This window comes from Nitrosospira briensis C-128 (genome assembly GCF_000619905.2).
GTDB classification, from domain to species: domain Bacteria; phylum Pseudomonadota; class Gammaproteobacteria; order Burkholderiales; family Nitrosomonadaceae; genus Nitrosospira; species Nitrosospira briensis.
Genome location: NZ_CP012371.1, coordinates 800,342 through 820,417 on the forward strand (window position 1 = coordinate 800,342; position 20,076 = coordinate 820,417).

Annotated in this window: 12 protein-coding genes and 1 tRNA gene; 5 read left to right on the plus strand and 8 right to left on the minus strand. The window is 51.6% G+C overall.

Translation table 11 applies throughout. From position 1 onward, the window contains the following. Positions 1 to 105: 105 nt before the first annotated feature. The gene (locus tag F822_RS03650; RefSeq protein ID WP_025040676.1) at positions 106 to 633 is read right to left on the minus strand and encodes an adenine phosphoribosyltransferase; all 528 of its coding nucleotides are present in this window, start codon (positions 631 to 633) and stop codon (positions 106 to 108) included. Between the two features lie 276 nt (positions 634 to 909). On the opposite strand from F822_RS03650, the gene F822_RS03655 reads away from it, so the two are divergent. Next, positions 910 to 1,001, plus strand: a tRNA-Ser gene (locus tag F822_RS03655). A 416-nt stretch (positions 1,002 to 1,417) separates the two neighbouring features. Here F822_RS03655 and F822_RS03660 read toward each other — a convergent pair. The 6 genes from F822_RS03660 to F822_RS03690 form a co-directional block, all read right to left on the minus strand. After that, entirely contained in the window at positions 1,418 to 2,659 is a 1,242-nt protein-coding gene (locus F822_RS03660; protein WP_025040677.1) for a phosphorylase family protein, read from the minus strand. Beyond that, the gene (locus F822_RS03665) at positions 2,656 to 3,132 is read right to left on the minus strand and encodes a response regulator (RefSeq protein ID WP_025040678.1); all 477 of its coding nucleotides are present in this window, start codon (positions 3,130 to 3,132) and stop codon (positions 2,656 to 2,658) included. Before F822_RS03665 ends, F822_RS03660 begins: the two co-directional genes overlap by 4 nt. Then, a complete protein-coding gene (locus F822_RS03670; RefSeq protein WP_025040679.1) occupies positions 3,129 to 6,542 on the minus strand; it encodes a hypothetical protein in 3,414 nt (1,137 codons plus the stop codon). Before F822_RS03670 ends, F822_RS03665 begins: the two co-directional genes overlap by 4 nt. 1,085 nt (positions 6,543 to 7,627) lie before the next feature. Then, entirely contained in the window at positions 7,628 to 8,128 is a 501-nt protein-coding gene (locus tag F822_RS03680; RefSeq protein WP_025040681.1) for an RES family NAD+ phosphorylase, read from the minus strand. Continuing rightward, on the minus strand, positions 8,125 to 8,583 hold the full coding sequence (locus F822_RS03685; protein ID WP_025040682.1) for an Xre family toxin-antitoxin system antitoxin: 459 nt from the start codon (positions 8,581 to 8,583) through the stop codon (positions 8,125 to 8,127). Before F822_RS03685 ends, F822_RS03680 begins: the two co-directional genes overlap by 4 nt. A 379-nt stretch (positions 8,584 to 8,962) precedes the next feature. Further along, positions 8,963 to 10,012 carry a bile acid:sodium symporter family protein gene (locus tag F822_RS03690; RefSeq protein ID WP_025040683.1) on the minus strand — a complete coding sequence of 350 codons (1,050 nt, stop codon included), beginning with the start codon at positions 10,010 to 10,012 and terminating at the stop codon, positions 8,963 to 8,965. A 1,459-nt stretch (positions 10,013 to 11,471) separates the two neighbouring features. Here F822_RS03690 and F822_RS03695 point away from each other — a divergent pair. Next, positions 11,472 to 14,654, plus strand: coding sequence for an efflux RND transporter permease subunit (locus F822_RS03695; protein ID WP_025040684.1), 3,183 nt, complete (start codon positions 11,472 to 11,474; stop codon positions 14,652 to 14,654). After that, on the plus strand, positions 14,644 to 15,909 hold the full coding sequence (locus F822_RS03700; protein WP_025040685.1) for an efflux RND transporter periplasmic adaptor subunit: 1,266 nt from the start codon (positions 14,644 to 14,646) through the stop codon (positions 15,907 to 15,909). The genes F822_RS03695 and F822_RS03700 overlap by 11 nt, the downstream gene beginning before the upstream one ends. 91 nt (positions 15,910 to 16,000) lie before the next feature. Here the strand turns inward: F822_RS03700 and F822_RS03705 are convergent, their stop codons facing one another. Further along, positions 16,001 to 16,792, minus strand: coding sequence for a dienelactone hydrolase family protein (locus tag F822_RS03705; RefSeq protein WP_025040686.1), 792 nt, complete (start codon positions 16,790 to 16,792; stop codon positions 16,001 to 16,003). 480 nt (positions 16,793 to 17,272) lie between these two features. On the opposite strand from F822_RS03705, the gene F822_RS03710 reads away from it, so the two are divergent. Both F822_RS03710 and F822_RS03715 read left to right on the plus strand, forming a co-directional pair. Next, positions 17,273 to 18,229 carry a hypothetical protein gene (locus F822_RS03710; protein ID WP_025040687.1) on the plus strand — a complete coding sequence of 319 codons (957 nt, stop codon included), beginning with the start codon at positions 17,273 to 17,275 and terminating at the stop codon, positions 18,227 to 18,229. Positions 18,230 to 18,324: 95 nt separating this feature from the next. Then, positions 18,325 to 19,989 (plus strand): bifunctional aminoglycoside phosphotransferase/ATP-binding protein, encoded by a 1,665-nt coding sequence (locus tag F822_RS03715; RefSeq protein WP_025040688.1) that lies wholly within the window; start codon positions 18,325 to 18,327, stop codon positions 19,987 to 19,989. Positions 19,990 to 20,076 lie beyond the last annotated feature (87 nt).

Below are 20,076 nucleotides of genomic sequence, written 5' to 3' on the forward strand. Positions count from 1 at the left end.
TCATTCACCAATGTTGAAAATGCCCATTAAGGGGGGCACCTATCCGGCATAGCCGCATAGCGCCGCCGCTATGATCGGGATCATCAAGATATCCCGTGGAGGTACTCAGTCACCCTCAAACTCACATAGGGCAAATACCTTCAGCCCCTGGTTTTCCAGACGTGACCTGCCACCGATGTCCGGCAGGTCGATAACGAAACAGCACTCTACCACTTCGCCACCCATTTCCTCAATCAGCTTGGCGGCGGCCTCTGCCGTTCCACCGGTCGCAATGAGATCATCCACGAGCAACACCCGATCGCCTTTCTGAATCGCATCCACATGAATCTCGATGCGATCGCTCCCGTATTCCAACTGATAATCGCGGCCACGTGTTTCAGCAGGCAGCTTGCCTTTCTTTCGTACTGGCACAAAGCCTATGCCAAGCTCATAAGCAATCGGTGCCCCGATGATGAAACCTCGCGACTCGATCCCGGCAACCTTGTCGATCTTCACGTTTTTATGACGCGCAGCTATTTCCTGAATGGTGGCGCGCAAACCCACCGGGTCTTTCAACAGCGTAGTGATATCCCGAAACATGATGCCTTCATGAGGATAATGCGCGATAGTACGAATGTGGGATTTAATTTGCATAAGAAGTCCTGTTTTTCTGATTTTAGTTTCTTCGACATCCGGGAATCTACGTCCCGTCATAGCGTGGCGCTCCGCTATTCGAGTAAAAATGATGAACTCTTCAATTTGAGAAGCGGGACATGAAAACAGCTATAAATTGGCAATAACGCAGTTCGCATTATGGTTTTTCGAGAGCAAACGACTTTAATCCTTTATAATACCGGAAAAGTTGCCGGAAACGCCGTTCTGGTTTATTCTTTGCGCCCCTTGCCGGTTCCGGCGGGTGATTTTGTATTCGGAGAGATGGCCGAGTGGTTTAAGGTACACGCCTGGAAAGCGTGCGTACGGCTCAAACCGTACCGAGGGTTCGAATCCCTCTCTCTCCGCCAATTCCATATATAACGTACTGACCGAAAAAGTATTACCTACATTTTCACCCTCATCGTCGCCGTCTCCATCCTTTAGGAGTTGAAGGATTCTTAGCGCCCTACTGAAGAATCGGTTCTCATTAATCGCGCATGTCTAGAAATCCGCTTTGGTACCTGGACCAGTCCTTTAGGCTCTCTGGAAAATAGGAAATCAAATCAAGAACGACGGTGATCAACCAGAGTTTGGTCAATAAACAAAATCAAGACGACAGGATCGAAGAATACCGCGAGATACCCACATTCCCGGGGTAGTGGGAGATGTCCCAAAAGGTTGGACCGAAAAGCGTTTACGCTTGGTATTTAAAGCACGGATTCTCTGTCAAGCCAAGCTCTGGATTAAGTACATAAGGGGTTGTGGAAATGCACTCTCTTCTAAATCAAAGTTGATCCAATACTAGGCTGTTAATCGCAAACTCGTATAAAAAGTTGGCGCTCGTGTGGGCAGCATAGGAATGAGCAAAATCAGATTTATCTTCGTCCCCAAAGTCGCAAACCGATTTGATTGCGATACATTTGGGCCGGGGCTCTGATGCGTATTCCGCGGCCGTGAAAATAGCGTAGCTTTCCATTTCTATGCCCACCAAATTTTTGTGGTGGCCACGGACATCATCAACCATTGTCGTGGCTTGGAGAACAGATGCTCCACTAGCCATTGCATCGATCAACACTCTCGGCGGGGTATTTGGTTTTTCGCCTGGAAATTGTTCGTGAATTCTAGCCAATAATCCAGGCATTTCCGCCACTGTTCGAGCTGCCACTCGCAAGGGTTCATCCAACCTCCATTGGTAAGCAGCAGGAACGAATCTTATCGAGTCCGATCGACTGTGCTTAATCCATTTCCCTCCGCCCCAATCAAAGCACGGGTCTGCTATGAGAATGTCTCCCATCTCTGTTTTTGTTCTTACTCCAGCGCAGATTCCAGCCACGGCCACAAAACGCGGCCTAAAACTATTGATAAGCTTACTAGCTGTAACTGCAGCCGCTGGCATACCCATGCGAGGCGCGGATGTGGCAACAACACTTACCTCCCCTTTGGGGCCGACAAAGCACCCCTTGTAGTACTGTGTGTGATCATGCTCGACCTGGATTCTCGACCAACTTCCATCTAGTTTCAAAATACTGGCAAGCTCTTCGCCTTCCAATGCAACGAAGATTGCAAGGTCGTAGTGATAGGTACTTCCGTCACTGACATACGGCGGGTGCGAGGATTTTTGCAAATATGTAATTGCTTCTCGAAGTGGAGTTTTCCATTCCCCATCTCTGTGCGAAAATCTAAGTAATTTCCAAAGAGGCGAAGAAAATTCTTTGGAAGCAATTGCGACGCCATCTTCGTGAGCAGTAAACCCAAAAAGGTAGGCCGGTTCTTTTGCCTTATGATTCTGTTTTATGAAGTTGAGCACATCTAGTCCGGCACCTACGACCACCCTATCTTCAGGGCGGGGGGGCAGATTAATATCAAGGATTACTAAGTCGAAACGGGTCTTCATAATTGCCCGTTTTGCAGCGATAACATTTGTCACGTATTCGATATCGTGACTCGATACGCCAGGCACGGAAAGCACAGTCTCGGCGATGACGCGACTTTTCTCGCGATCATCATCCACCAACAATATCTTCATAAATGCTCACTCTTAGATAGCGCGATACGTACTAATCTTCTAAGTTCTGTTTGCCAATTCATTCCGCTTTGGTCGTAATAAACACTGCCAACGAACAGATTGGGAAAATTCCTTTCACATCTACAGGTGATTTCAGAAAGACTTATTTCTTCGTCACCTTCTCCAAATGTCTCAAGTTGAGTAACGACAACAATCTGTGCAGAGAGCGATTTGTGGTTCATTTTGCACATCAAATCGTATCCCCCGAGGGGGCGGAGCCGCCCCTCTCTAGAATTTGGTTTGCGATCAAAAGTCGGAAGTGTCATGTCCAAAATAATAAGATCTGGTTTTGTTTCAGATATTGCACGAATCGCGCTTTGAAAACTCCCAGAGATAGTCGCAGGTGGAAGAAATGGAAAATCTTTAGCCAAAAAAGAAGAAATGTTCGTTGCTTTTAATGCACTGTCCTCAACAATGAGGGCTTTTTTAATCATCTCCAAAGCCCTTGCAATGATAATTTAACAATAAATTCTCGCTTATCAGTCACGAACAACTCAAGTCCATGGGTAACTCTGAGGTCAAATTCGGCGATTCTCCAAACCTTGGACAGTCCCGACCCCCCCTCTTTTCTTGCCATCTTAAGGGCCGAATCTCCTTCGTATTTGCTCATGGCCTCAAAGGCGCGCTCCCGCCGCTCATTAAGTGAAACTTCCTTCCCTAAGTGGCTCTTGCACTCGAAAATCAAAGATTCACCACATCGCCCAGCTGAAAGGAAAACCTTAGGTTTTTGTTCACCTAGCCCGCTATGGAAAATGATGTTTTGCAACAGAACAAAAAGAATCTCGCACAATCCATCCAACATTTTTCCATTAATCTTTTCAGTTATGGAAAGATCTAAGATTGGTTCGATCGGGTTTTTTACATAGCAATTTGCTATTTGCTGAAGTGCAACATGGGTTGCAACTTCTATCTCAAATGGATCTCTGGATAAATCGGTGGGGCGCTGGAACCACTCTGCCACGTCTTCGATCGCGACTTGAAATCCTGTCCGTGCCTTGGCGATGGAGTCAATAAAGGGAGTTACGCTGGAGTGCGCAATTTTTGATTCAATGCCTTTAACTAGATTATCAAATGCCATACCGATTTGTTTAGCGGCACTATTAAGCAAATCATCTCTGATGGTATCCAAAGACCGCGTCGTCAAACTCCAGCAATGGCTAATTAATCGATCTGAAAGATCATTTAAAGTAGTATTTGGGGTCGTGGCCTCCATTAAGACCTGAAATTCGGTTGAGGTGGTGGTAAAGTCAAACATGCCTACCATACTGCCTGGCAAGCGTATATGTAGCTTTTCCTTCAAATAACCATTAATAATTTCCTCAAATCGCTGGGTAAATTTAGCAAGCAATTTCTGCAGAAGGTCACGATTTGTCGCGCTAAGGCTCGCCAACTTTTGCGCCCACACCGGCGGCAAAATGTAGTCTCCGTTATCCTTGAGACACAACAAATCCTCGCTGATTAATGGACTTCTTAAATGCCCTTCGAAAGCTCCATGCCTAATCGAGGTACTGACATGGGTATCCAATCCATAGGCCGGATTTAAAGCGAACTCTGTTGCGGCTTCCAAAAGCATTGCGTTGAAAAGTCCTTCGAGTTCAGAGGCTGGAAGCTTCAAATCCTTGAATTCTGGATGTGCTTTGCTACCTAGCATCTTACTTAAGCGCTTGGAAAGCTTTTCCGCCTGATACGTCAAGGAGGGCGAGTCTAATAATTTCTGATATCGGGTTAATGAGTCGCGTAGCGTTGCATCCAACGCCTCCCGTACACCTGCCTCATCAACATAAATCTTGCTGGTCTGCATTTTAGTCAGCAAGTTCGCAACCTCGAGGCCTCTAGTTAACACACGAATCTCTGCTTGGTAAGATGTCAAGTTTGGCGGATCTAGCTGCAGGAGCAATTGGCAAACGGCGATTCTCTCAATGTCAATTTCTTCGACAGTGTCAAAACAGGTCGCGTCGTCAAGTGTTCTAGGCACGCACACATAACGAAGAAAATAAATTAACCGAGCTGGACTGTACTTTCCAACGCACTTAGCCAATTCGCTTGGTTTGATAACCCCCTCTGCGGCGAGCACATTTTCGTAAATATTGGACAAATCGCGCTCTACTTTTGCGCTCCCGTGTCTGATCGCAAGACTGAGAAGAATAGCCAAATCCATAGAGCCACTATACTGGGGATGATTTACGTAATCTTTGGCCAAACTCTCCAATGGATATGATTGAGCAGCAGATGGGATTTGCAGGATTTGATCAATTGCTAGTTGAACTGATTTATAGAGCTCGCCAGCAGCGTTATAAACATCGAAGAGATTGCGCTTTGCACTATTCGAAACGAAATCTATTTCAGCGCCGCTAGCCAACTGGTAACTCGAAATCGCTTCGTTGAAATCGCCTTTATGAAAATAAATGTATCCAACATACATCGCTTTTCGATAAGGAGGAAGCCGCAGGAACTCTTGGTTTAAAATCGAATAATTTCCTGTTGTTACTGCCTCCCGCAATCTTAAAGCAGAAGAGTTCGGGTGCGCGTTCAACAACTGATCAAGCCACTTGTTTTCGCCCGAGATCCTATCAAGGGCCGATATACTCCAAGGATTATTAAGTGAGCTACTAAGTGCTGCGCCCAGAGCCAATTCGCTCGAACCGCCCGAAACGATATAGTTCTGATCCCTTTCGAGAAAGGCGGCAACCTGAAAAGTAAACGACAGGGACGGGCAGAGCACAGCCACTTTCTTTAGGCTTTGTCGGCTTTGCGGGGCCTCTGGAGCCATGGATAAAACGTCATACATTAGAGCGATGGCCTGCTGGCGAAGGCCCGGTCTTCCGTCAACTCGTGGTCGTTGTCCCGTAAATGCGTAAGCCCGGGCTACGAGCTCTAAGGATTCGCAATTGGAATTGATAACGTCCTCGTAGCGACCTTCCGTATACGCATCAGCAAATCCCAGCACATCATTTGCCTGAGGGACGTATCCGTCACGCAACACCATGAGTATCCGCCGAAGCGTACTATCTCCAGTACTTTCTACTTGCTGAATTGCTGAAACAAGAATTCGTCTTCCCCCTTCTCCAGATTTAATACAATATCGCAAAGACATCGCTATAAATGTCTCGAATCGATCGATCACGGGGTGTGTTTCCTCCACCCAGATTGGCTGCCCTGGGTCTTCTATGTCTATAAGTCTATTAGGTAACCAGTGGAGAAGAACGTAGTCACGTACCCATTTAACATCTAACACATCGGAAGCCTCCTGCTCAAACCCAGTATAGGAGATGTTATCTTCAGCCCTTAAACTAAGGAAATAGACAATCCATGCGATAAATCGATTAATCCCCTCAGTGCTTACAAATTCTTCGAGGAAGCTCTTTTGAGGCTGCAACCCTTTTGTTGCTTGTAGTAACTGAAGTCGATTCCCGATAAGCCAGATAGAGAATCCATATGTCTCTTGAATCTCATCTATCACCCGTTCAGCCTGATCATAGTCTCCACCAAGTATAGCGTCGTAGTATTTATCCCTCTGTTTGACAAAAGCGCCTAACGCTTCTACATAGTGTGTAAGCACGGAAGCGCACCACATCAGCTCACCTTCAGTTGAGGTATAACTTAGCGTGGGTTTACGTGTAATCGCGGCCATCGACATCGGGAAAGCCACTGGCGCCAATAACGTCTCATAAAGCGGCGTTTGACTTAGCTGCTTGGCTATTGAAGGGAACTGCTCGGGATTCACCATTGCCCTTGCTTGGGATAGGCCTGCCCGAAGATTCTTGGCGCCATGAAGTTTTCTGATAAATAGCTGTGGCGTAACCTTTCGGGAGGCAATATTCGTTTTTTGTTTTTTCGTTGGCATATTTACCTGAGTTTCACGGCACAAAACACGAAAGGATACACCTTTGGGACCGGCAGTATCGACTCGAGCACAGCCAAATTAATTGAAGTAGCTATAATAAAGTCGCCGCCTCTAATACAGCAGTTGGCCTCGGTACGTGGGCAAGGCTGTTCCATGAGATCTAATGTTTCGTCTCCCCAACGTTCCAGAAATTTTTATGACTATGTTTCCCTCTACTTCACCAGGACCTAAACCGAGGTGCGCACCTATGGAGGAATTTGATCGCAAGCAGCTTATTTATCACAAAGGATTTTTTTCCAAATAGAGGGCCATATGGATGTGGTAATTATGGACGACGAGTTTTATGAGCAACTGCTCCCCGGGGCCACCTATCAACGGCGGCGACGCCTTATGCAAGCAGGTTACGGGGTTGCTGGATGGTGATGACGTGACATGGATCAAGCGAATAAACCAAACCGGTTTTTTGCGGTTTCAGAACTTTTGGCTTTGGTGTTGTGTAAGGTTAGGGAAACTGAAAATCCAGCCCGTGATGAACAAAAAGTGATAATCGATTGGGCGAAGGCAATCAGAGAGGCGGTGAGGCGGGAGCGAATCGTCGGGCTAGACCCTCACAGCCACTTCTTTTACTGAATCTAGACATTCGTCGTCGCATTTCTACCCACGTTTCTACCTATATTCGAGACTGGGATAGTATGAGACAACTTGCAACGCGTCAAGACAGCGAACGGCGTAAAAGCTAGCAGTGATGCTGGTTTACGAGACTGGTTGGGATATGACAGGACAGCAGTCTGGAGGACTCTCTCTCCGCCACAAGTCATAGGAATGGAATTTGCTGTGTTTAAGAACAATGCCGGACACATGTCAGCTTCACGGGTATTCTAACCAGCAATAGAAGAACACGTTGCCCCACTCCGCGAGTTTTTTCCGTCATTCGCAATCTTTAACCTTTGAGCATCATCCCGCGAGAAACACTCTCGCACTATTCTCAGGGTCCTTAAAGACTTTTCAATTGGTTGCGATTGGTTGCGAGTTAAGATTAACTCGATTTGCTGATGGGCTCAGCAGAGCTATCGCGAGACGGACGACTATAGCTCATCTGGCGTTTTCTTTAGACTTTCCGACAAATTGCGCCTCAACCTCAAATCGCTCTCAAGCGCCTCGGCCTGGCCGATTTTAATCCTGGCAAAGTCACGGTGCGCGGGATTAAGCAACAGATTGAGCTCAGCCGGAATTACCGCGCTGGGAACTTCCAGCACGCAATATTTGGCACTGCGCAGCCATTGGTTGCCAATTTCCTGAAGGGTTTCGCGCGCCTCGAGGGTTCGCCAATGCTTGGGGAGCTGTTTGGAATCGATTTTTAGCCTCGCAATATCGCCAGGAATCTCTGCGGGGATCAATACATAGTTGGCGCGTAGCGGTTCATCCTGGACCAGCATTTCGAGAAAAGCCAATGATCTGCTCTGAGCCGTGTAAACCACCGGCTCACCTTTGCGATTCCAGCGGCCGCCAAACAGGCGTGCGCCCTCTCCGGAAAAAGCCGATGCGGCAAAGCGGTGCGTAACGATGCGCCATACTATTCCCGTCACGCAAAAACGCCGTGTTCAATTCTGCCCAGTGTATCCATCACGGAGGCGGCCCCGAGATCGGTATCCAGCATGGATAGCGGCGTAGCGCCGCTGAGGCTGGCGTTGGGTGACTTCATCCAATCCAGCGCCACCGGCCCATCTTCAAACACTTCGGCGGCACGTTCGATAATCCGTGCCAAGCGCAGCAATTTGCCAGATTCCTCACGATTGAGTACCCCTTCCTTTTTGCGTCGAACCAACGTGCGTTCGGGGATGTCCAGCGCGCGGGAGAGTTCGGCCTGCCGCACGTTTAGCCGTTGCATGACTGCATCGATCGCTGGGGCAGGTATGCCCTTGCGCACCAGGTCGATCCACTCAGTTGTGGAACGTGGGTGGGTCTGTAATACTCGTTCGCCACCAAGGACGCTGGAGGCAGAAAACGGAGTGTGAACGATTGCTGGGGAAAAAGAAGTCATAGGAATATCACTTAATCACATTTTCGACCAAAGCCTAATGGCTTTTAGTATATACAAAATTGGCGTTATGACACGACTTATTATCAAACCAATACGTAAAAATATCGAACCACGTCTCAAGTGAGCGAAAGGTTGAGATGATGAAGAGGGCATCCGAACACCGCAGCACCTACCGTAACCGCTTCGCCCGCTGAATCAGAAAGTATCGTTAATAGCCCTTTCCGACGGTCTTCCTTTCTAGCGCTTCACAAATTTTCTGCATTCCAACTCTTTCAATCGATAAGACGTGCAAGTCGAAGACAATATCTCTCGCCAGCTTACCGCTGATAGACTGGTTGAGGGCCTGCGCCGGGATTCAACACAATTCCGGCTGACCAACTCAAGCGTCTAGGTCATTCGATCTCCTGCTCATGATCTCTTGCACGGTCCCCGCTGCGATGTGCTGCACCAGGTTATAGAAGATAATCGGCACCATTATATTTGGGTAAGAAGACAAGGCTAAAGATGCCAGTACCAAGCCGGTCCCGTTATTGTTCATCCCCAGCCCGAACATGAGCGAAACGCGCTCAGCCTGGTCCAGCTTGAAAAAACGGCTCATGCCATACCCGGCGGCAAACAACGTACAGCATAGCCCTGCCGTAATGGCCAATGTGATCGCAAGGAAGTCGTAATCACCCTCAGCCATGGCTTGTGGCAACGATACTGAAGCATTGGAGTAATTCAGCAGCAATAAAACGATGCTATTGATGAACTTCAGATAAGGCATGCCGCTGGCTTGCCAATCCTCGTTAACTATCAAGCGTACCGCGATGCCCAGTAATGACGGAAACACCACCCAAAGACCCAGAAAAGTTCCCGAACCATATGCTGCCAGACCGTGCAATACTGCCTCGTACTCCTCCGAGGCCATTTCGCCAAATACGTGAAATGCTATCGGCGTGACGACTGGGCTCAAAATCGTGGAGAAAAAGACCAGCCCCAGGCTTAGCGCCAGATTACCATTGGCGTTTTGCGCCCATGCGGTTGACGATCCGGCGATCGGCATGGCTGCCACCAATGCCAGACCCACGAGAATATGCTGAACTTCTATTGGTTCATACCAGAGCCGCATCGCTATCGTTATGCCAAAAACATAGACGATGGGAATAACCAGGTTTGCCGCCAACCCGGCCAGCAATACGTATTGTTTCTGCAAAATGTTTTTCAAATGAGATATTTTCAGCCCCAGGCCTGCGTTGAACATCAACGTGGCGAGCATGATCATCAGCAACGAAATATTTGTTTTCTGCTGAAAGAGGGTGATCTCGCCGAAAGAAATATTCCTGATCCATAGTCCTGCGTCCGGCAAAAACACGGCGATGATGTATACGGTAATCAGAAACCAGAGCAGATGGCGATGAAGAAAGTGGGAAATGGAAAGTAGAATCATGGGGTGGGTCCGGGTGCCAGCAAGAAGTACATCCTGCAAATTTTCATCACCATCTCCCGGCATTAATTAAGCAGATTTACGCGCTGTCATCTTGATCTTTGCTTGGCGAGGAGTAGCCGCGCATAAAATCTAGCAGAAAGTATCCCGCAACGTATGTGCCATTAGACAACCAGCTGATTAATAAGTGAGGAACGAGTCATGCTATCAGCAATGTGTCCGCTTTAGAGACAATTGAAGTCACCGAACGGACAAGTTCGATCCCGTGGTGCCGCAATTCGCGTAGAGCAACTGGCGGCGCGCGGCCTTAACGCGATTTATCGCGGATGTCACAGAACGTGGAGAGCATGGTAGATTCAAGAGCCGATCCTCTCGTTGCTCTACCTCCCGATTTTTGGTCCGAATTTTTTGACTTGAGATATCGACTCAAGTGCACCGTTTAGCCGAATGGTTGCGCAATGTGAAGAACGTCCGGCTATTCTCCGACCTGGGCCATTACGGTAATGACGGGGGTATCGTTGTCTGCAATATTTAAGGATACCGGCTCGCGCAGGAATAAAAGCTTGCCATCTTTTTCCCGAATCACGACCTCTTAAAGCATCTGCGACAAATTGTCGCGCGACAATTTGTCACATTCCTATAGTGGTAAAAATCAATTATCCTGTCGACAGATATTCTTCTTGAAGTTGAAAAACTGCCACGATGTAATAAGGGTATCTGTAATTGTGTTTTATCTGTTGTCGTAAGTTAGTCTCGTAGTCGGTTTTAACGTATTACCTTCCTTTACATTTTGGGTTCGTCGCACCTCCCCGCAGTGTTACGAACCCTTTTCTTTTTCAGGTCGAACTTACCCGGTTGCTGTTCATTGAACCCACGTCCTTTCAAGTCTAGCTTTCACTGTGTCCTTAAACAGAATCCTGCGACAATTCTCACGGATGAATAGAGTTTTTTTCTACCATTTACTATGGATAATATATTTTATCGATAGCTGATTACGATTAATGATAGACACGTCGCCAAGCCTGGCTGCGGATCTCCGGATTAGCAACTTCGCCGACCTCGCATGTCTAAACCAGAAAAATTGGTTATACTCTTCAGCTGAAACTATCTATTTATAATGGGTACCTTGTCATTCCCAATCGAGCGGTAGCGACGGCCCAACGGGGCATACTAGTCTGTAACGCCTGTTATGATTGATACCTGCTCTACTATGATCGCTGTGAAAGCAACGCGGCGATAAGCAGTAAGCAGCGCATCTTGCTCAGCCGTATTGAACAATTCCCGGCGGCCCGCTTGGACAGGCTTCTGACCAAGAGAATCCGCCACTTGCACTCTCGCATTCGTATTGCTATGCCATGTCGCCGTCGCGCCTTTGCTGGCAAACTTGAGGGCTCATTCAGGGGTTCCTTGGCGAAAGCGCTTATTTTGATGTACCACACCAAATTTCATTTCGCTATGCCGCATGATTGAGATCGTCCGCGTTGCCTTGCGGCGCCCGTATACTTTCATTGTACTAGCGATCCTTCTCCTGATTATCGGTCCGCTGGCAGCCCTTCGCACGCCAACCGACATCTTCCCGGACATCCGCATTCCGGTAGTTGCGGTGGTGTGGCAGTATACCGGTCTGCCCCCGGATGAGATGGCCGGGCGCATCACCACCCTGTTCCAGCGCTCGCTGACAACCACCGTCAACGACATCGAGCACATCGAAGCGAACTCATATGTGGGTTCCGGCGTCATCAAGATATTCTTTCAGCCGGGCGTGGATATAGCGACGGCCAACGCCCAGGTCACGGCGATCGCTCAAACCGTTGTGAGGCAGATGCCGCTGGGTACGACGCCGCCGCTGATCCTCAATTATAACGCCTCGACAGTGCCGATCCTGCAGCTCGCATTATCTGGAAAAGGCATGTCGGAGCAGTCGCTGTCCGATCTTGCCCTCAACACGGTTCGCACGCGCCTGGTTACCGTGCCGGGTGCCGCGATTCCCTATCCGTATGGCGGCAAGACACGGCAGATACAGATTGACATGGATCCCTCGGCCCTTCAGGCACGCGGGTTGTCCGCACAAGACCTGGGCAATGCACTTGCCACGCAAAACCTGATCACCCCGATCGGTACACAAAAAATAGACGCATTCGAATATACGTTGCAGTTGAACAATGCGGCAACCCTGGTCGATGACCTGGGCGATTTGCCGGTCAAGACTGTCGACGGCGCAACGATTTATATCCGCGACGTCGCCAATGTGCGCGACGGTAATGCGCCGCAAACGAATATCGTACATGTTGACGGCGCGCGCTCGGTGGTGATGTCGGTACTGAAGAATGGCGTGACTTCGACGCTCTCCATCGTCGCCGGCATCAAGGCCAAGCTTGCCGAGATCAAACCGTCGCTGCCGGAAGAGCTTGAGATCAAGCCGCTTAACGATCAATCGTTGTTCGTGCGGGCTGCAATCAAGGGTGTTGCGTTAGAGGGAACCATTGCAGCGGTGCTGACAAGTATCATGATACTGCTATTTCTCGGCAGCTGGCGCTCGACCCTGATTGTTGCAGTGTCCATTCCGCTGTCGGTTCTCGGCTCGATCATCTGTCTCGCGGCGCTCGGCGAAACCCTCAATATCATGACGCTTGGCGGCCTCGCGCTTGCGGTCGGCATTCTCGTCGATGATGCCACAGTAACTATCGAGAGCATCAACCTGCATCTCGAGCAGGGCAAGGATGTCGAGACCGCGATCATGGATGGCGCGACACAAATCGCAACCCCGGCATTCGTTGCGCTGCTGTGCATTTCTATCGTTTTCGTGCCGATGTTCCTCCTTGAAGGCGTTGCACGCTTCCTGTTCGTACCCATGGCGCTGGCGGTCATTTTTGCGATAGCGTGGTCGTTCATCCTGTCGCGTACGCTAGTGCCGACGATGTCGAAATACCTGCTGCATCCGCATGCGCCGCGCGACGAGGGGGAGAAACCGTCGCAGAATTTCCTGGTGCGTTTCCAACGCCGCTTCGAAGCCGGATTCGAGCGCCTGCGCACGAGCTATCGAGAATATCTGAAGCTTGCGCTCGCACATCGGCGCGTGTTCGTTATCGGTTTTCTTGCGTTCGTGCTTGCCTCATTTTTGCTGCTGCCATTCCTCGGCCGCAATTTCTTTCCCGCGGTCGATAGCGGTCAGATCCTCATGCACGCGCGCACCCAGGTGGGCACGCGTGTGGAGGAGAGCGCGAATCAGTTCGCGGAAATACAGAAAGCAATCCGAAAAATCATTCCGCCGCACGAGATCGGCGCCATGATTGACAATATCGGCCTTCCGCCCAGCAGCATCAACCTGACCTACAACAATACCGGCGTCATGGGAACGCAGGATGGCGACATCCAGATCGCGCTGAAAGAAGGCCACCAGCCCACTGCCGACTACGTGCGCAGGTTGCGCGAGGAACTTCCGCGCCAATTTCCCGGTGTGACATTCTCGTTTCCGCCGGCTGACATCGTCAGCCAAATCCTGAATTTCGGTTCGCCGGCACCGATCGAGCTACAAATCCGTGGTAATGATCTGGACGCGAATTTCGATTACGCCAACTTGCTGCTATCCAGGATACGTATGATCAGTGGCATCGCCGACGTGCGTATTCAACAGTCGCGAAGCCGCCCGATTTTCGATGTCGATGTCGACCGCACGCGCGCGCAGCAGGTCGGTGTCACCATGCAGAATGTCACAAGCGCCCTGGTCGCCAACCTGGCCGGCAGCAGCCAGGTGGCGCCGACTTTCTGGCTGAATCCGCAGAATGGCGTACAGTATCCGATCGTGATACAGACACCGCAGTACCGGCTCGATACACTCGCCGCGCTTGCCAACCTGCCGGTTGGCGGCAGTGCCGGCAATCCACAGGTGCTCGGCGCGCTTGCCAGTTTCACACGCACCAGCGGCAACGCGCTGGTCAGTCAATACGACATCCAGCCAATGGTGCAGATCTTCGCAACTACGCAGGGGCGCGATCTCGGCGCGGTTGCGGTCGAACTTCGCCGCATTCTTGACGATACTGCGAGTCTGGTACCGAAAGCATCGACGGTCAGATTGCTTGGTCAGGTACGCACGATGGAAAGCGCGTTCTCGGGCCTGCAGTTTGGCTTGCTCGGTGCAATCGTGCTTATATACCTGCTGATTGTCGTAAACTTCCAATCCTGGACAGACCCGTTCGTCATCATCACCGCGTTGCCGGCTGCGCTTGCCGGCATTGTCTGGATGCTATTCGTGACATTCACACCGATCTCGGTGCCGGCGTTGACCGGCGCAATCATGTGCATGGGCGTCGCGACCTCGAACAGCGTGCTCATGATCAGCTTCGCGCGCGAGCGTCTCGACGCGATAGGTGATGCGACCGCAGCCGCGCTTGATGCTGGATTCGTGCGTTCCCGCCCCGTATTGATGACCGCGTTGGCGATGATCATCGGCATGGTGCCGATGGCGCTGGGCCTGGGCGAAGGTGGCGAGCAGAATGCACCGCTGGGCCGCGCGGTCATCGGCGGCCTGATCTTTGCAACTATCGCAACGCTGATCTTCGTCCCCGTCGTTTTCAGTATCGTACATGAAAAGCACGGCAAGGGTTCTGCCCCAAACCCCGCCGTTGGAGAACTTCGTGCCACCTGAAATGCCTATCAAGGAAGTTTCTCCGCGCAAGCTTCGCGGCGCCGCCATCGTCGCGGCGGTCATCGTTACGATCATCGTCATCACCGGCCTCGTCATGCGAAAATCCGACGACAAGCAGCTTCGCGACTGGACCGACGATCAGGCGATCCCGACCGTTGCCATACTCAAGCCCGGCAAGCGCGGCAATGTCGCTACCCTTGATCTACCCGGTCGTCTGGAGCCCTTTTCAAACGCATCGCTGTATGCCCGCGTCAGCGGTTACCTGAAGAGCTGGAAAGTCGACATCGGCAAACCGGTCAAGGTCGGCCAACTGCTCGCCGAGATCGAGACCCCGGACCTCGACCAGCAGTTGCTACAGGGGAAAGCCGATCTCGCCAGCGCAGAGGCGACTGCGGCACTTGCTGAAATTACGGCAAAACGCTGGAAATTGCTGGTGGATTCCAAGTATGTATCGAAGCAGGCTGCCGACGAAAAAATTGCCGATTTCATGACCAAGCAGGCGTTGGCGCAATCCGCTCGGGCGAATGTCGACCGCTTGAAGACATTGAAGAATTTCGCGCGCATCGTCGCGCCGTTCGATGGCATTGTCACCGCTCGCGGCACCGACATCGGCGCGCTGATCAATGGGGGCAGCGGTAGTGGTGTCGGCATCAGCCCCGGCACTGGCACAGGAAGCGGTGCCGGCAGTACCGGCGGAATGGGCCAGGAACTCTTCCAGATATCGAATACGAAGAAGTTGCGTGTATATGTCAACGTGCCGCAGACCTACGTACCCAGTATCCGCCCCAATACCCAGGCAAAAATCACGGTGCCCGAACGTCCAGGCCAGAGCTACGTTGCGGCCGTGGCATCTTCGGCCCAGGCGGTCGATATGGCATCAGGCTCGACATTGATGCAGATCCTGGTCGATAACGCGGAAGGCGAACTGCTGCCGGGCGCCTTCGCGAACGTAAGTTTCGAGCTGCCTCACGACGTTGTCGTGCTGAGCGTGCCAGCCAGCGCCTTGATGTTCGACAAGGCCGGACTGCGTGTTGCCACAGTGGGCGCCGACAATAAGGTTGTGCTGAAGACTGTCACGATCTTGCGCGATCTCGGCAAGATCATCGAGTTGGGTTCGGGCCTTGCTCCCGACGATCACATCATTGAAAGTCCGCCCGACGGTATCGCCACTGGCGATACCGTGCGCATCGCCCAATCCGCGAAAAAACCGGATGGCACGGCGAATACGCGTAGTAACGGCAAGGGTCTCTATTAAACCTAAATCCGGTACCGCGTGCAGTATCGTGCGTGAACGCCTCAACTTACGCAGGGATTTCGCGATAGCCGCGTGCTGCGCACGCCGAATATCACTCCTGCTTGAGTATACCGGCAAGAAAATTTGTTGTTTCGTTCCACGATGCCTTGTCCGCCGCTGCATCGTAAGCGAGTGGAAGGTTGAACTTGCGCCCGTACTCGTCAGCAGCGGGGTTGGTGAAGCTGTGCTTGGCGCCAACGAAAGTCACTGCCTTGTAATCTGCCCCGGCTTTTTCCATTTCCTGCTTGAAGGCCGCCACCTGCTCTGCCGGAATCATGGGATCGTCGGTACCGGTAAAAGAAATGATCCGTGCCCTGACTTCACCCGGTTGCACAGGATGCTCTGTCGCCAGATTGCCATGGAAGCTGACCACGCCTTTCAAATCTTCGCCTAGGCGAGCCATCTGCAACACCACGCTCCCCCCGAAACAGTAGCCCAGCGCGGCGATATTTTTCGCGTCCACGTTTTTTTGTTGCCGCAGGTATTCCATCGCCGCTTCAAAACGTATTTTCGCCAGCGGCAGATTCTTCGCCAATTCACCCGCGAACTTGCCGGCATCATCCGGATGATGAGCCTGCCTGCCCTCGCCATACATGTCCAGCGCCAGCGCGGTATAGCCTAATTGCGCCAGCATCCGCGCCCGCTTACGCGTGTAATCGTCCAGCCCCCACCATTCATGCACTACCAACACACCGGGACGCTTGCCCTGAATCGCGTCGTCGTAAGCAATATAACCCTTCAATAAGGTGCCATTGGCGCGGTAAGTCACCTCCTTACCCTGCACTTCAGCCTGCACCATTGAACTCACGAATAACAATATTGCAGTTAATATGATATTTTTCATGGTGAATGATCATCCGAGCGGTTAATCAAAATCCGGCACTGTCAGGAGTGTAGCTGAGAGTACTATCGATAAATCAAAAAGCGCTTACATTTTCAAGAAATTATCCTAAATCCGGTAGTTGGACGGGGGAAGTGTACGGTTTTTGGGGTGCAGGGCAAGGCGCAACGACGCGGAATGCGACCGCACAGGGCGGAGTAGTGCCTTCCGCAGGAAGGTGCGACCCCGAAGCGGGATGCGGGCGCCCCTTTGCGTGTGAAGCGTGATCGCGGCATCCCCTGCGCTGCGCGGGGTCCCTCGGGCGACGCTTCGGGGCGCCGTTCCATTCCAAGAAGTTGCAACGCAGCCATGTGCTGCAAAAACTGTGCAATTCGCCCCGTAGCGCCCTCACCCGGAAGGTGAGCGTCAAATAATATGAAATATTGTTATTAATCATTACACTGATCTATTAAATGAGCGGTCAACTACCGGATTTAGGATAATATGAACTACGATGTATTCAATGGCGACGCCGACGGATTATGCGCGCTGCATCAGCTTCGGTTGGCGTATCCTGTTAAAGCGGAATTGGTAACCGGGGTCAAGCGCGATATCAAGCTGCTTGACAGGGTGCAGGCTGGTGCCGGCGACCGGGTAACCGTACTCGACATTTCGCTGGATAGCAACCGTTCCCGGCTCATGCAGTTATTGGAAGCGGCGGTGCATGTCGAGTATTTCGATCATCACTATGCCGGTGAAATACCACGACACATCAATCTGGTTTCCCATATTGATGTGTCCGCCGATGTATGCACCAGTATTCTGGTAGATCGATCCCTGGAAGGGCAGTACCGCCTTTGGGCTGTCGTTGCTGCCTTTGGCGATAATCTCGGGCAAAGCGCCCACGCGCTTGCAAAGCGGGCAGGACTTGCCGTATCACAAATAGAACAGCTGGCACGCCTGGGAAAATACCTGAATTACAATAGCTACGGCGATAGCCTGGATGACTTGCATTTTCATCCCGTCAAACTTTATGAAGAAATGAGACCGTATCCTGATCCATTCGATTTTATTGCCGGGTCAGCTGCCTTCAATCTGCTCGCAGCAGGATTTCGCGATGATATGGGCATGATAGGCTCGTTGCTTCCGTTGTCGGAGGGTGGTGCCCGCTACGCTGCTTATTTGCTGCCCGACGCACCCTGGGCAAGACGCGTGGCGGGCGTCTTTGCAAACAGACTGGCCAACGACGACCCGTCTCGCGCGCATGCGGTGATTACACCGACTCGCCATGGAGACTATGCCGTCAGTGTGCGTGCGCCGATAGCAAAGCCAGAGGGCGCAGACGTGCTTTGCATGAAGTTTGAGACTGGAGGTGGGCGTAAAGCGGCGGCAGGCATCAACCGTCTGCCGATAGATGCGCTTGATCGATTTCTCGCTATTTTCGCGGAACAATTTGACTAGCGCTCAGCCGAGCGATTTGCCTCAAGGGATCAAGCCCTGCATAGGCTCATGACATAGTCTGGATCGTCTGATTTCTTCTTAGTCGAAATGGCATCATGACCAATACGTTCAAACAATCGCAGCAGCCCTCCAGGACTCCATCCACTGACGAGCGTGCTCAACGCAGCCTGGTCAATGCCTTGCTGGATCCCCGCCGCTATCCACATGCGGTGAAGAACGTGCGGCTGACCGAAACCCACATTTCGTGGGTGCTGCTGGCGGGACGATATGCCTATAAGATAAAAAAATCAGTCGACCTGGGCTTTGTCAATTTTACCAGCCTGGCCTTACGCCGCTATTACTGTGAAGAAGAGATTCGGCTTAATCGCCGTCTCGCGCCGCAGATATATCTCGATGTCGTCCCCATCGGGGGAACACTGGAAATGCCTGAGTTCAATGCACTGCCGGCTTTAGAATATGCTGTGCGGATGCGACGTTTTGCTTCGTCCAAACAATTGGATCGACTGGTGTCGCGCGACCAAATCCTGCCGCGTCATATGGATAGTCTCGCCGCAACGATCGCGCATTTCCATGGCAGCCTGCCTGCGGCAGAAGCGGGGTCCGAGTATGGTTCCACTGCTGCCGTATATTCGGCGGTATCGAAAATTTTCGAGCAATTACAAGTTTTGTTGAAGGATAGCAAGGATGAGGCCGGCGTGATTGCACTGTGCCACGCCGGCGAGGCTGAATATGCCAAATGCCTGGTTCGGTTCGAACAGCGCCATGCAGGAGGCTTTATTCGCGAATGTCATGGCGATCTGCACCTCGGCAATATTGCGCTTATCGGTCAGCGGCCCATTCCCTTCGACGGCATCGAATTCGATCCTGCATTACGCTGGATCGACGTGATTAGCGAAGTCGCCTTTACTGTGATGGACTTGCTGCACTGCCGGCGGCCTGATCTCGCCTACCGTTTCCTGAATGCCTATCTGGAAGCCACCGGCGACTATAGCGGCGTATCGGTGCTGCGTTACTATATCTACTACCGTGCCGCAGTGCGTGCCATGGTCAATGCCATCCGCGCCGGACAGGCAAGCCTGCCTCAGCGTGCCAGGGGGAAGGCATCGGCAAGCTGCCGCAGTTTTCTTGCTCTGGCTGCGGAGGGCATCGCCAAGCGCTGCCCTGGACTCATCATCACCCATGGCTTGCCGGGGTCGGGCAAGACGACCTTTGCACAGGCCGCATTGGAACGGTTCCAGGCAATACGCATCCGCTCCGACGTGGAGCGCAAGCGTTTATTCGGATTGCCGCCGCTGGCGGACAGTCGCTCGCAGATAGGCGACATATACGGGGCAGATGCGACACAGCGCACCTATGCACGCCTCCATGAACTGGCACGGGAACTACTTACTGAGGGCGCTTTGGTAATCGTGGACGCGGCTTTTCTCAAACAGCATGAGCGTGAGCTTTTTCGCCAGCTCGCACAGGAGCTTGGGGCATCATTTGCCATCGCGTCGCTGCAGGCCGGCGCAGCCACCCTGCGCGCACGCGTCATTCAGCGGCAGAATGACTCGAACGATGCATCCGAAGCGAATCTCGCGGTGCTGGAATCATTGCAGGAAAAACAGGAAGTACTATCGCCGCAGGAGCGACTCCATGCGGTAGCGTTTTTCAATGAGGGCGACAGTTCGACAACCGATCTGGAGGCATGGGGGAAATTGACCCGATTGCTCTACACGTATGGCGATAAGGATATCCCGGCAATTCGAAGGGATAGATGATGCGTTACGTAATTTGATGTTTGGAGCGCCCTCGGGACGCTGCTGCATAAACTATCATGAGCTTATAGCGAACCATAAATTTGGACC

Bases quoted from the DNA above. Each gene is read 5' to 3' on its own strand.
- F822_RS03650 (WP_025040676.1), bottom strand. From the start codon at position 633: ATGCAAATTAAATCCCACATTCGTACTATCGCGCATTATCCTCATGAA.
- F822_RS03660 (WP_025040677.1), bottom strand. From the start codon at position 2,659: ATGAAGATATTGTTGGTGGATGATGATCGCGAGAAAAGTCGCGTCATC.
- F822_RS03665 (WP_025040678.1), bottom strand. From the start codon at position 3,132: ATGATTAAAAAAGCCCTCATTGTTGAGGACAGTGCATTAAAAGCAACG.
- F822_RS03670 (WP_025040679.1), bottom strand. From the start codon at position 6,542: ATGCCAACGAAAAAACAAAAAACGAATATTGCCTCCCGAAAGGTTACG.
- F822_RS03685 (WP_025040682.1), bottom strand. From the start codon at position 8,583: ATGACTTCTTTTTCCCCAGCAATCGTTCACACTCCGTTTTCTGCCTCC.
- F822_RS03690 (WP_025040683.1), bottom strand. From the start codon at position 10,012: ATGATTCTACTTTCCATTTCCCACTTTCTTCATCGCCATCTGCTCTGG.
- F822_RS03695 (WP_025040684.1), top strand. From the start codon at position 11,472: ATGATTGAGATCGTCCGCGTTGCCTTGCGGCGCCCGTATACTTTCATT.
- F822_RS03705 (WP_025040686.1), bottom strand. From the start codon at position 16,792: ATGAAAAATATCATATTAACTGCAATATTGTTATTCGTGAGTTCAATG.
- F822_RS03710 (WP_025040687.1), top strand. From the start codon at position 17,273: ATGAACTACGATGTATTCAATGGCGACGCCGACGGATTATGCGCGCTG.
- F822_RS03715 (WP_025040688.1), top strand. From the start codon at position 18,325: ATGACCAATACGTTCAAACAATCGCAGCAGCCCTCCAGGACTCCATCC.